The sequence below is a fragment of the Cupriavidus sp. 05L411 genome (assembly GCF_056398045.1).
Genome location: NZ_JBFTOQ010000040.1, coordinates 27,301 through 40,825, shown reverse-complemented (window position 1 = coordinate 40,825; position 13,525 = coordinate 27,301). Strand labels below are relative to the sequence as shown.

Sequence of the window (13,525 nt, the reverse complement as noted above, 5' to 3'; positions counted from 1 at the left end):
TTGCATAATGATGCATTTAATGTGTTTCAGTTGCTGCCCGGAAAGAGTTGTTTGCAATCCGCTAACCGGTCAAGCCGTGTCGCGGAAGGTTGATGAACCCGCTTTATTCCGGCATTCCCGGATAATAGTGAGCGCCCCATGATGCAGCAGTATCAGAGCAATTCGTACCTCTTCGGCGGCAATGCCCCCTATGTAGAAGAGCTGTACGAGGCCTACCTCGAAAATCCCTCCTCGGTTCCCGATAACTGGCGCGCGTACTTCGACGCGATGCAGAACGTGCCGGCTGTCGATGGCTCCAACGCCCGCGATATCCCCCACGCTCCCATCGTCGCCTCGTTCGCAGAGCGCGCCAAGGCGGGTCCGATCAAGACTATTGTTGCCTCGGCCGACTCCGATATGGGGCGCAAGCGCGTCGCTGCCACGCAGCTGATCGCCGCCTACCGCAACATCGGTTCGCACTGGGCAGACCTGGATCCGCTCAAGCGCCAGGAGCGTCCGCCCCTGCCGGACCTCGATCCCGCGTTCTACGGCTTCTCCGAAAGCGATCTCGACATCGTCTTCAACGCCAGCAATACGTATTTCGGCAAGGAATCGATGAGCCTGCGCGAGCTGCTCAACAACCTGCGCGAAACGTACTGCAGCAGCATCGGCGCCGAGTTCATGTACATCAGTGACCAGGCGCAAAAGCGCTGGTGGCAAGAGCGCCTGGAAACCACGCGTTCCAAGCCGGTGTTCACCCTCGAAAAGAAGAAGCACGTGCTCGACCGCCTGACCGCGGCCGAAGGCCTGGAGCGCTTCCTCCACACCAAGTACGTTGGCCAGAAGCGCTTCTCGCTGGAAGGCGGCGAGAGCTTCATCGCTGCCATGGACGAACTGATCCAGCACAGCGGCAGCAAGGGCGTGCAGGAAATCGTGATCGGCATGGCCCACCGCGGCCGCCTGAACGTGCTGGTCAATACGCTGGGCAAGATGCCGGCTGACCTGTTCGCCGAGTTCGAAGGCAAGCATGTCGATGACCTGCCGGCCGGCGACGTGAAATACCACAAGGGCTTCTCCAGCGACGTCTCCACCGAAGGTGGCCCGGTCCACCTGTCGCTCGCCTTCAACCCGTCCCACCTGGAAATCGTCAACCCGGTCGTCGAAGGCTCGGTCAAGGCCCGCCAGGAACGCCGCGGCGAGCCCGCAGGCCATGCGGAAGTGCTGCCGGTGCAAGTGCACGGCGACGCGGCATTCGCAGGCCAGGGCGTGGTGATGGAAACGCTGAACCTGGCGCAGACCCGCGGCTACGGCACGGGCGGCACGATGCACATCGTGATCAACAACCAGATCGGCTTCACCACCTCGGACCCGCGCGACTCGCGTTCCACGCTGTATTGCACCGACGTCGTCAAGATGATCGAGGCACCGGTGCTGCACGTCAACGGCGACGATCCCGAAGCCGTGGTGTTCGCCATGCAGCTGGCCGTGGACTTCCGCATGGAGTTCAAGAAGGATGTCGTGGTCGACATCATCTGCTTCCGCAAGCTGGGCCACAACGAGCAGGACACGCCGGCCGTTACCCAGCCGCTGATGTACAAGAAGATCGCCCAGCACCCGGGCACGCGCAAGCTGTACGCTGACAAGCTGACCGCGCAGAACCTGGTGGCTGCCGACTTCGGCGACCAGCTGGTCAAGGAATACCGTGCCGCGATGGACGCGGGCAAGCACACGGTCGACCCCGTCCTGTCGAACTTCAAGAACAAGTTCGCCGTGGACTGGATGCCGTTCCTGAACCGCAAGTGGACTGACGCCGCCGACACCGCCGTGCCGGTGACCGAGCTCAAGCGCCTGGCCGAACGCATCACCAGCATTCCCGAGCACCTCAAGCTGCACCCGCTGGTCGAGAAGGTGGTGAAGGATCGCGCCAACATGGGCCGCGGCGACCAGCCGCTGGACTGGGGCATGGGCGAGCATCTGGCCTTCGCCTCGCTGGTGGCTTCGGGCTACCCGGTGCGCATCACCGGCCAGGACGCCGGCCGTGGCACCTTTACCCACCGCCACTCGGTGCTGCACGACCAGAACCGCGAGCGCTGGGATGCCGGCAGCTACGTGCCCCTGCAGAACGTGTCGGAAAACCAGGCACCGTTCACGGTGATCGACTCGGTGCTGTCGGAAGAGGCAGTGCTCGGCTTTGAATACGGCTTCTCCACCGCCGAGCCGAACGCACTCGTGATCTGGGAAGCCCAGTTCGGCGACTTCGTCAACGGCGCCCAGGTGGTGATCGACCAGTTCATCTCCTCCGGCGAAGTGAAGTGGGGCCGCGCCTCGGGCCTGACCCTGATGCTGCCGCACGGCTACGAAGGCCAGGGTCCGGAACACAGCTCGGCGCGCATCGAGCGCTTCCTGCAGCTGTGCGCGGACCACAACATGCAAGTCTGCCAGCCGACCACCCCGGCCCAGATCTTCCACCTGCTGCGCCGCCAGATGATCCGTCTGTTCCGCAAGCCGCTGGTGATCATGACGCCGAAGTCGCTGCTGCGTAACAAGGAAGCGGTCTCGCCGCTGTCCGACCTGGCCAAGGGCCACTTCGAGACGGTCATCCCCGATCACGAAGAACTGAACGCCAGCAAGGTCAAGCGCGTGATCATGTGCTCGGGCAAGGTCTACTACGACCTGGTCAACACCCGCAAGGAACGCGGCGCTACCGACACGGCCGTCATCCGCATGGAACAGCTGTATCCGTTCCCGCACAAGGCAGTGGCAGCCGAGCTGAAGAAGTACCCGAACGCCAACGAAATCGTGTGGTGCCAGGACGAGCCGCAGAACCAGGGTGCCTGGTTCTTCGTCCAGCACTTCATCATGGAAAACATGGCGGAAGGCCAGAAGCTCGGTTACGCGGGTCGTCCCGCCTCGGCATCGCCGGCGGTGGGCTACTACGCCAAGCACAACGAGCAACAAAAGGCGCTGCTGGATGCGGCGTTCTCCAAGCTCAAGGGCTTTGTCCTGACCAAATGATCGTGGCCAGCATGGCGGCGCGCGCGAAGAGCGCGCACCGCCATGTTTTTTGCCACCTGCCTTAAGCAAAAACGAATACATCAAGGAAATTCCAACCATGGCTATTGTTGACGTCAAGGTTCCGCAACTCTCTGAATCGGTTGCAGAAGCAACCATGCTGAACTGGAAGAAGAAGCCGGGCGAAGCTGTTGCCCAAGACGAAATCCTGATTGAAATCGAGACTGACAAAGTCGTGCTCGAAGTGCCGGCCCCGTCGGCTGGCGTGCTGTCGCAGATCATCCGCAACGACGGCGACACCGTGGTTGCCGACGAAGTGATCGCCAAGATCGACACTGAAGCCACCGCTGGCGCCGTCGCTCCCGCCGCTGCCGCACCGGCACCCGCTGCCGCCGCCCCGGCCGCCGCAGCCGCTCCGGCAGCAGCCGGCGCCGTGGCCATGCCTTCGGCAGCCAAGCTGATGGCCGAAGGCGGCCTGTCCGCTGGCCAGGTTGCAGGCACGGGCAAGGATGGCCGCATCACCAAGGGTGACGTGCTGGCCGCGACCGCCGCGCCCGCTCCCGCACCGGCCGCCAAGGCAGCACCGGCTCCGGCCGCTGCCAAGCCGGCGCTGCAGCAGGTTTCCGCCCCGGTGGACTTCGCCGCCCTGGGCGACCGCCCGGAAGAACGCGTGCCGATGAGCCGCCTGCGCGCCCGTATCGCCGAGCGCCTGCTGCAATCGCAAAGCACCAACGCCATCCTCACCACCTTCAATGAAGTGAACATGAAGCCGGTGATGGACCTGCGTAACAAGTACAAGGACCGCTTCGAGAAGGAACACGGCGTGAAGCTGGGCTTCATGTCCTTCTTCGTCAAGGCCGCGGTCCACGCGCTGAAGAAGTTCCCGCTGATCAACGCATCGATCGACGGCAACGACATCGTCTACCACGGCTACTTCGACATCGGTATCGCGGTGGGCTCGCCGCGTGGCCTGGTGGTGCCTATCCTGCGCAACGCCGACCAGATGAGCCTGGCCGACATCGAGAAGAAGATCGCTGAATTCGGCGCCAAGGCCCGCGACGGCAAGCTGTCGCTGGAAGAGCTGACCGGTGGTACGTTCTCGATCTCCAACGGTGGTACCTTCGGCTCGATGCTGTCGACGCCGATCATCAACCCGCCGCAATCCGCGATCCTGGGCGTGCACGCCACCAAGGACCGCCCGGTGGTGGAAGACGGCCAGATCGTGATCCGTCCGATGAACTACCTCGCCATGTCCTACGACCACCGCATCATCGACGGCCGCGAAGCCGTCCTGGGCCTGGTCGCCATGAAGGACGCGCTGGAAGATCCGGCACGCCTGCTGCTGGACCTCTAATCATCTGCAAAGCCTGAGGTCTTGCCCGCATTGATCCCGCCGCGTCTGTCATCGGGCGCGGCGCTGGCGGGCATGACGGACCGAAGAGTTGAAAGCGGCCTGGCGGGCGACGTTGCCCCGCCGTGGCTGCAAAAGGAACCTCCATGAGCAAACAATTCGACGTGCTGGTGATCGGTGCCGGCCCCGGCGGCTACATCGCCGCCATTCGTGCCGGCCAGCTGGGCCTGAATGTGGCCTGCTGCGAAGGCAATGCCTACGACGATCCCAAGGACGAACCGCGCCTGGGCGGCACCTGCCTGAACGTGGGTTGCATCCCCTCCAAGGCATTGCTGGCATCCTCGGAAGAATTCGAGAACGTACAGCATCACCTGGGCGACCACGGCATCACGGTTGGCGATGTCAAGGTCGACGTGGCCAAGATGCTCAAGCGCAAGGACGATATCGTCGGCAAGATGACCAAGGGCATCGAGTTCCTGTTCCGCAAGAACAAGGTCACGCTGCTCAAGGGCTACGGCAAGTTCGTCGGCAAGACCGCCGAGGGCTTCCAGGTCGAGGTCGCCGGCAAGGCAGGTACCGAAGTCGTGACGGCCAAGCAGGTCATCGTCGCTACGGGTTCCAAGGCGCGTCACCTGCCGGGCATCGCGGTGGACAACGTGCTGGTCAGCGATAACGAAGGCGCGCTCAAGTTCGCCGGCGTGCCGAAGAAGCTGGGCGTGATCGGCGCTGGCGTGATCGGCCTCGAGCTGGGTTCCGTGTGGCGCCGCCTGGGTGCCGAAGTGACCGTGCTGGAAGCGCTGCCGTCGTTCCTGGGCGCCGCCGACGAAGGCGTGGCCAAGGAGGCGCAGAAGCTGCTGACCAAGCAAGGCCTGAAGTTCAGCCTGGGCGTGAAGGTCAATGAAGTCAAGACCGGCAAGGACAACGTAACCGTCAGCTACACCGACAAGGACGGCGCTGCCCAGACCCTGGAAGTCGATCGCCTGATCGTGTCGGTTGGCCGCGTGCCCAACACCGACAACCTCGGCCTCGACGCCATCGGCCTGGCAGCCGACCAGCGCGGCTTCATCGAGGTGGACGACCACTGCGCGACCAAGGTGCCGGGCCTGTGGGCCATCGGCGACGTGGTGCGTGGCCCGATGCTGGCCCACAAGGCAGAGGACGAAGGCGTGGCGGTTGCCGAGCGCATCGCCGGCCAGAAGCCGCACATCGACTACAACTGCATTCCGTGGGTGATCTACACCTTCCCGGAAATCGCATGGGTGGGCAAGACCGAGCAGCAGCTCAAGGCCGAAGGCCGCGAGTACAAGTCCGGCCAGTTCCCGTTCATGGCCAACGGCCGTGCACTGGGCATGGGTCACTCGGAAGGCTTCGTCAAGATGCTGGCCGATGCTAAGACCGATGAGATCCTGGGCGTGCACGTGGTTGCCGCGAATGCGTCGGACCTGATCGCCGAAGCCGTGGTGGCGATGGAGTTCAAGGCTGCCAGCGAAGACATCGGCCGCACCTGCCATCCGCATCCGTCGATGTCGGAAGTCATGCGCGAAGCCGCACTCGCTGTCGACAAGCGCCAGCTCAATATGTAAGGCATAAGCCTTCATATTGTTGAGTACCGGCGCGCCGCTCCAGCGGCGCGCCGTTTTCGCTTTCGGGGCGGCAGGGGCTGATTGCCCTGTCATGCGCCCCGATCCTCATTCAAGCCGGCGCCTCCCGGCATCCAGCGCAAGCAGTCAGCATGAACGTCCGTGAGTACTACGAGCAGGAACTGAAGCAACGTGGCTACACCACCGACCCCGCGCAGTTGCGCGCCGTCGAGCGCCTGCAGCAATGCTATGACGAGTGGGTGGCCTACAAGAGCCGGCGCAACAGCACGCTGAAAAAGCTGCTGGTGCACCCGGACGTGCCCAAGGGCGTGTACCTGTGGGGCGGGGTAGGCCGCGGCAAGTCCTTCCTGATGGACAGCTTCTATACCTGCGTACCGGTGGTGCGCAAGACTCGGCTGCATTTCCACGAATTCATGCGCGAGGTGCATCGCCAGCTCGAAGAGCTGCGCGGGCGCCCGGATCCGCTGGACGAACTGGCCAAGCGCATCGCGCGGCGGTTCCGCCTGATCTGCTTTGATGAGTTCCATGTCAGCGACGTGGCCGATGCGATGATCCTGCACCGCCTGCTGCAGCAGATGTTCGAGAATGGCGTGCAGTTCGTGATGACGTCGAACTACCGGCCGGACCTGCTGTACCCGGACGGCTTGCACCGGGATCGCGTGCTGCCGGCCATCGCGCTGCTGCAGCACAAGCTCGACGTGCTCAATGTCGATGCCGGCATCGACTACCGCAAGCGCGCGCTGGAGCAGGTGGAGGCGTATCACACGCCGCTGGGACCCGAGGCCAGCTCGGCCCTGCGCCATGCCTTTACCGGTATTGCCGGCGTGGCCGACGAATCCCCCATCCTGCATATCGAGCACCGCGAACTGCGCGCGCTGCGCAAGGCGGGCGGGGTGGTCTGGTTCGATTTCAATACGCTGTGCGGTGGCCCGCGCTCGCAGAACGACTACCTGGAGCTCGCCACCGAGTTCCACACGGTGATCCTCTCCGACGTGCCCAGGATGACGCCGCGCATGTCGTCGGAGGCACGCCGTTTCACCTGGCTGATCGACGTGTTCTATGACCACAAAGTCAAGCTGCTGATTTCGGCGGAAGTGCCGGCGGATGAACTCTACACCGAAGGCCAGATGGCCAACGAGTTCAGCCGCACGGTGTCGCGCATCATCGAGATGCAGTCGCGCGAATACCTGGAAGCGCCACGCCGCACGGTCGATACCTCGCTGACCTGACGCCCTGCGCAAGCGGCGCGCCGTGCGCCGTCTGGCCACCCGCTTGATCTGTATCAAGGCGGCTTGCCGTCGGGACTCTTACCATGCAGTTGGTAAAAAAGAGCCCCGATGCCGACTTCCCCAGCCTATCCTGTCCGGTCCCTGCCCAATCCGCCGCTTGCACGCGCCAGCGGCGTGCCTGCGGCCGCCGGGCGTGCGGGCTGCTTCCATTGCGGACAGCCGCTCGTGGCCGGCGAGCCGCCCTTGCATGCCAGCATCAACGGCGAGGAACAGGCGTTTTGCTGCGGTGGCTGCCAGGCCCTGGCGCAGACACTGCACGCAGCCGGGTTCGGCCATCTCTATGGCGACCAGGCCCGCTTTGCCCGGCCGATCGACGACGCAGCGCGGCGCGAGGCCGAGCCTGTCTGGGCCGCCTATGACACCGAGGAATTACGGGCCCAGTTTGTGCGCCCGCTGGACGAACGTCGGGCCGAGATCACCCTGGCGCCGGAGAATATCCGCTGCGCCGCCTGCGCCTGGCTGATCGAGCAGCACCTGGGCAGCCTGCCCGGCGTGGAATCGGTGATCGCCAACGTGGCTACGCGCCGCGTGGTCGTGCGCTGGCGCGCGGCCGAGCAGCCGGTCTCCGCCTTGCTCGCCGCGCTGGCGGGGATCGGCTACCTGGCGTGGCCGTTCGAGGTTTCGCGCTCGGACCGGCAGGACCGCCACGCGCGCCGTGGCCTGTTGATGCGCATGGCCGTGGCCATGCTCGGCATGATGCAGGTGATGATGTACGCATGGCCCATCTATACCCATGAAGCCACCATCGATCCGGGCCAGTTGCAACTGATGCGCTGGGCCAGCCTGGTGCTGACCTTGCCTGTGGTGCTGTACTCGGCCTCGCCGATCTTCGCCGGGGCGTGGCGCGGGCTGCGGCAGCGCCACCTGGGCATGGATGTGCCGGTGGCGCTGGGCGTGGGCGCGGGCTTTATCGCCAGCACCGTGGCGACGCTACGCGGCACCGGCGAGGTGTACTTCGATTCCGTCACCATGTTTGTCGCGTTCTTGCTGCTGGCGCGCTACCTGGAGCTGCGCGTGCGCCAGGCATCGCGCAGTGGTGCCGAGATGCTGGCGCGGCAATTGCCCGCCACCTGCGAGCGCCTGCCTGCCGAGGGCGGCGCGGGCGAGCGGGTGCCTGTGGCACGCCTGCGCGCTGGCGACCTGATCCGAGTCAAGGCGGGCGAGGTGGTACCCGCCGATGCCACGGTGATCGCCGGCGCGAGCGAGCTCGATGAATCCATGCTGACCGGCGAGAGCCGGCCGGTGCCGCGCGGCATCGGGGATCCCGTGCTGGCAGGTTGCTTCAACACCGCGAGCCCGCTTGAGTTGCGCGTAGCCAAGGTAGGGGCGGGCACCCGGCTGGCGGAGATCGTTGCCGTGCTGGACCGCGCGCTGGCCGAGAAGCCGCGCCTGGCCACCGTGGCCGACCGCGTGGCGGGCTGGTTCGTCGCCATCCTGCTGGTGCTGGCGGCCGTCACCGGCGCCGTCTGGTGGGTCTGGATCGATCCCGCGCGCGCGTTGCTTGTGACGGTGGCGGTGCTGGTGGTGAGTTGCCCGTGCGCACTCTCGCTGGCCACGCCGGCGGCGCTGGCCGCGGCCGGGGCCGCATTGTCGCGCCGCGGCTTGCTGCTCACACGCGGCCACGCGCTGGAGACCCTGGCCAGCGTCACGGACGTGATGCTCGACAAGACTGGCACGCTCACGCAGGGGCGTTTCGCACTGGTGCGCACGCAGTCCAACGGCGATGCCGACGCCGCCACCTGCCTGCGCCTGGCCGCGGCCATGGAACGCTCCGGCGAGCACCCGATCGCGCGCGGCATCGTCGAAGCCGCGCAGGCTCAAGGCCTTGCGCACGAGACGCTCGCTATCGACGCCATGCGTAATGTGCCAGGGCAGGGCCTTGAAGCCGATTTGGATGGGCAGCGTTACCGCCTTGGCCGGCGCGAGTTCGTGGAGGTGCTGTGTGAGCACGGCAGCGCCGCCATCTGGCACGCAGAACTTGCCGGCAGCGAGCGCCGCGGTGCCACGCTGGTATGGCTGGGCAGCGCCGCCGGCACGCTGGCGGTGTTCGAGCTGGCCGATGTCGCGCGCGAGCAATCCGCGCGCTTGCTCAGCGAGCTGCGCGCGCTCGGCGTGACCTGCCATCTCGTCTCGGGCGATACGCCGGCCACTGTCGGCTGGTGGGCCGATCATTTTCAGATTCCGCGCCGCGAGGGCGGTGTCACGCCCGAAGGCAAGCGCGAGTACGTGGCGCGCCTGCAGCGCGGCGGCGCCGTGGTGCTGGCGGTGGGCGACGGCATCAACGACGCGCCGGTGCTGGCGCAGGCGCAAGTCTCGATCGCCATCGGCAGCGGCGCGCCGCTGGCGCAGGCCGGCGCCGACGCGGTGCTGACCCATGGCCGCGTGGCGGAGATCGCGAACGCGCTCAAGATGGCCCGCCGTGCGCGTAGTGTGGTGCGCCAGAACCTCGCCTGGGCTTTTGCCTATAACGTGATCGCCATTCCGCTGGCGGCAACCGGCTATGTCACCGCCTGGATGGCGGGCATCGGCATGTCGGTGTCGTCGCTGCTGGTGGTGGCCAACGCCTGGCGCCTGCTGCGCGCCGGCAAGCCCGGAGACTGATGCCATGGACATGCTCTACCTGCTGGTGCCGATGAGCCTGGTGCTGGTCGCGGTGATCGCCGGCGCGCTCTGGTGGGCGCTGCACGCCGGGCAATACGACGACCTTGACCGGCCCGGCGAGGCCATTCTGCTCGACAACGACAAGCCCTGAGTGATCGCGGCAATGCGGCAACGCGGCCGTGCCCGTGCGCGGCTGCGTTGCCGTGTGTGCGGATGTGAGACGCCGTTGCACCTGAGTTCCCATGCTTTCCGGTGCGCTTGATACAGATCAAGACAGCTTGTGCGCGCTTTTCCTACAGTCACAACATCAATTCATGTTTATCCAATCTGGGGGTCTGAATGGCTGTCACCGCCGCGTATTCTCGCGCCGACACCTTCAATTACGGCGTTGTGCGGCAGTTTGCCGTCATGACGGTAGTCTGGGGGATTGTTGGTATGGCCGTAGGCGTTCTGCTCGCGGCACAGTTGATCTGGCCGGAGCTTAATTTCAACACGCCATGGCTGTCGTTCGGACGCTTGCGGCCGCTGCACACCAATGCGGTCATCTTCGCCTTCGGCGGCAGCGCGCTGTTCGCTACTTCGTACTACATCGTGCAGCGCACCTGTCAGGCGCGGCTGTTCTGCGGCCCGCTGGCGGCCTTCACGTTCTGGGGCTGGCAACTGGTGATCGTGGCCGCGGTCATCACGCTGCCGCTGGGCATCACCAGCTCGAAGGAATACGCCGAGCTCGAATGGCCGATCGACATCCTGATCACGCTGGTCTGGGTGGCTTATGCCATCGTGTTCTTCGGCACCATCATGAAGCGCAAGACCCGCCATATCTACGTGGCCAACTGGTTCTTCGGCGCCTACATCCTGACCATCGCCATCCTGCATATCGTCAACAACGCCGAGATGCCGGTGGGCATGTGGAAGTCCTACTCGGCGTATGCCGGCGTGCAGGACGCCATGGTGCAGTGGTGGTACGGCCATAACGCGGTGGGCTTCTTCCTGACCACCAGCTTCCTGGGCATGATGTATTACTTCATCCCCAAGCAGGCCGGCCGCCCGATCTATTCCTACCGCCTGTCGATCGTTCACTTCTGGGCGCTCAACTTCACCTATATGTGGGCTGGTCCCCACCACTTGCAGTTCACCTCGCTGCCGGACTGGGCGCAATCGCTCGGCATGGTGTTCTCGCTGATCCTGCTGGCGCCTTCGTGGGGCGGCATGATCAACGGCATCATGACCTTGTCGGGTGCCTGGCACAAGCTGCGCACCGATCCCATCCTCAAGTTCCTGGTGGTGGCGCTGTCGTTCTACGGCATGGCGACCTTCGAGGGCTCGATGATGTCGATCAAGACCGTCAACGCGCTGTCGCACTACACGGACTGGACCATTGGCCACGTGCACTCCGGTGCGCTGGGCTGGGTCGCGATGATCTCGATCGGTTCGCTCTACTACCTGATCCCGCGGCTCTTTGGCGAGAAGGAGATGTACAGCGTGCGCTTGATCGAGCTGCATTTCTGGATCGCCACCATCGGCGTGGTGCTGTACATCGCCTCGATGTGGATCGCCGGCGTGATGGAGGGCCTGATGTGGCGCGCCACTCAGCCCGACGGCACGCTGACCTACGCCTTCGTGGAAGCGGTCAAGGCCAAGTACCCGTTCTACCTGATCCGCTTGCTGGGTGGCTTGTGCTTCCTCTCCGGCATGCTGCTGATGGCATACAACGTGGCCAGGACCATCATCGGCAAGCCTGCCGTGGATGCACTGATCCCGACCAGCGTTTCCGCCTCCGCCCATTGATCATTCCAGGATAGAAACGATGTCCGAAAAACGAAGCTTCTTTACGCACGAGACCCTGGAGAAGAATATCGGGTGGCTGATCATCTGCACCATCCTGGTAGTCAGCATCGCCGGGCTCGTCCAGATCGTGCCGCTGTTCTTCCAGCACTCCACCACCGAGCCCGACGCGGGTATCAAGCCGTACTCCGCGCTGCGCCTGATGGGCCGCGATATCTATATCCGCGAGGGCTGCGTGGGCTGCCATTCGCAGCAGGTGCGCACCTTGCAGGGCGATGTCGAGCGCTATGGCCATTACTCCACGGCGGGCGAGTCGGTCTACGACCATCCCTTCCTGTGGGGCTCCAAGCGTACCGGTCCTGACCTGGCGCGGGTGGGCGGACGCTACTCCGATGACTGGCAGCGCATCCACTTGCGCAATCCGCGCGACGTGGTGCCCGAATCGGTGATGCCGTCCTACCCGTGGCTGGAGAAAACGCCGTTGCAGACCAACAATGTCCGCGACCGCATGCGTGCGCTGCGCCGTCTCGGCGTGCCGTACACCGACGCCGAGATTGAGCAGGCGCCTGCCACGCTGGCCGGCAAGACCGAGGAAGACGCGATGGTCGCCTACCTGCAGGAGCTTGGCATCGCCAAGCGCAATGTGCGGGTCGATACCGCGGCCGCCGCGCAGCCCGCGGCCACGCCGGCCAAGGAGTAAGCCATGGCAATGATCACCGCGTTCTCCACCGTGATCTCGATGGCTGCCTTCATCGCCATCTGCTGGTGGGCCTGGTCGTCCGGGCGCAAGGCCGCCAACCAGGAGTCGGCCATGCTGCCGTTCGCCTTGCCCGACGAGCCGCTGGCCGCACGCCAAGACGCCAGGCACGACGCCGGCCACCGCGTCGCGCGTCATGCCGGCGGCGCAAACAACACCACGCAGGAACACTGAGTCATGAGCGACTTCTTCACGGATTTCTGGAGCTATTACATTGCCGCCATCGCGCTGGTTGGCATCGTCTGGTGCGTGTGGCTGCTGTTCTCCCAGCGCAAGGTCACCAAGGTTGTGGGTGCGCCCGAGGACACCGGCCACGTGTGGGACGGCGACCTGCGCGAGCTGAACAACCCGCTGCCACGCTGGTGGATGTGGATGTTCCTGCTGGCATGTATCTTTGGCCTGGGTTACCTGGTACTGTATCCCGGCCTGGGTTCCTATGCCGGCGTGCTCAAGACCTCCAGCCGGGTTGAGCTGGAGGCGCACCGCCAGGCGGCCGAACAACTGCAGCGCGAGGTCTATGGCAAGTACATGCAGATGGACGTCAAGCAGGTGGCGGCCGACCCGGCGGCGCGCGAGATCGGGCAACGCTTGTTTCTCAACTACTGCGCGCAATGCCACGGCTCCGATGCGCGCGGCAGCCGCGGCTTTCCCAACCTGACCGATAACGACTGGCTGTACGGCGGAGATCCCGAAACCATCACGCAGACCATTACCAAGGGTCGCAACGGCGTGATGCCGTCGTTCGCCTCGACCATTGACGGCAAGCTCGCTGGCGACGTGGCGCAATACGTGCGTTCGCTGTCCGGCCTGTCTTCCGATCCGATCCGCGCCGCGCGCGGCGAGAGCACGTTCAAGTCAACCTGCGCGGCCTGCCATGGCTCCACCGGCAAGGGCAACCAGGCGCTTGGCGCGCCTAACCTGTCGGACCGCGTGTGGCTGTACGGCAGCTCGGAGGCAAACATCGTCGACGCCATCCTGAAGGGCCACAACAACCATATGCCGGCGCACGAGGAAATCCTCACGCCGGAGCGTATCCGCATGTTGACGGCCTATGTCTGGGGGCTGTCCAACACCGGCGGCGGTGCGGGCGAGGGGGGCAAGCAATGAGCCGCCACGCTTGTGCTTGTCAGCCGGGCCCGCACCGCGGCGG

The 13,525-nt window shown here is 65.0% G+C and carries 9 protein-coding genes and 1 pseudogene; all 10 read left to right on the top strand.

The genetic code is table 11. The features are described from left to right. Positions 1 to 138 precede the first annotated feature (138 nt). The gene (locus tag AC1DQR_RS31700; protein WP_174423274.1) at positions 139 to 2,994 is read left to right on the top strand and encodes a 2-oxoglutarate dehydrogenase E1 component; all 2,856 of its coding nucleotides are present in this window, start codon (positions 139 to 141) and stop codon (positions 2,992 to 2,994) included. 97 nt (positions 2,995 to 3,091) lie between these two features. Next, positions 3,092 to 4,345, top strand: coding sequence for a 2-oxoglutarate dehydrogenase complex dihydrolipoyllysine-residue succinyltransferase (gene odhB / locus AC1DQR_RS31695; protein ID WP_174423273.1), 1,254 nt, complete (start codon positions 3,092 to 3,094; stop codon positions 4,343 to 4,345). Between the two features lie 143 nt (positions 4,346 to 4,488). Then, entirely contained in the window at positions 4,489 to 5,925 is a 1,437-nt protein-coding gene (gene lpdA, locus AC1DQR_RS31690; RefSeq protein ID WP_150990985.1) for a dihydrolipoyl dehydrogenase, read from the top strand. Between the two features lie 149 nt (positions 5,926 to 6,074). After that, entirely contained in the window at positions 6,075 to 7,172 is a 1,098-nt protein-coding gene (gene zapE, locus AC1DQR_RS31685; protein WP_043347352.1) for a cell division protein ZapE, read from the top strand. 108 nt (positions 7,173 to 7,280) lie between these two features. Next, positions 7,281 to 9,833, top strand: coding sequence for a heavy metal translocating P-type ATPase (locus tag AC1DQR_RS31680; protein WP_416049043.1), 2,553 nt, complete (start codon positions 7,281 to 7,283; stop codon positions 9,831 to 9,833). Between the two features lie 4 nt (positions 9,834 to 9,837). Then, a complete protein-coding gene (gene ccoS / locus AC1DQR_RS31675; protein ID WP_006162067.1) occupies positions 9,838 to 9,984 on the top strand; it encodes a cbb3-type cytochrome oxidase assembly protein CcoS in 147 nt (48 codons plus the stop codon). 188 nt (positions 9,985 to 10,172) lie between these two features. Next, the gene (gene ccoN / locus AC1DQR_RS31670) at positions 10,173 to 11,621 is read left to right on the top strand and encodes a cytochrome-c oxidase, cbb3-type subunit I (protein WP_006162068.1); all 1,449 of its coding nucleotides are present in this window, start codon (positions 10,173 to 10,175) and stop codon (positions 11,619 to 11,621) included. Between the two features lie 19 nt (positions 11,622 to 11,640). Next, complete coding sequence (gene ccoO, locus AC1DQR_RS31665; RefSeq protein WP_477134420.1) at positions 11,641 to 12,318, top strand: cytochrome-c oxidase, cbb3-type subunit II; 678 nt, start codon at positions 11,641 to 11,643, stop codon at positions 12,316 to 12,318. A gap of 3 nt (positions 12,319 to 12,321) precedes the next feature. Beyond that, positions 12,322 to 12,456: pseudogene (locus AC1DQR_RS31660) on the top strand (cbb3-type cytochrome oxidase subunit 3); the annotation flags it as partial. A gap of 96 nt (positions 12,457 to 12,552) precedes the next feature. Next, positions 12,553 to 13,482, top strand: a complete 930-nt coding sequence (gene ccoP / locus AC1DQR_RS31655; protein WP_416049042.1) for a cytochrome-c oxidase, cbb3-type subunit III — start codon at positions 12,553 to 12,555, stop codon at positions 13,480 to 13,482. The last annotated feature ends 43 nt before the right edge of the window (positions 13,483 to 13,525 follow it).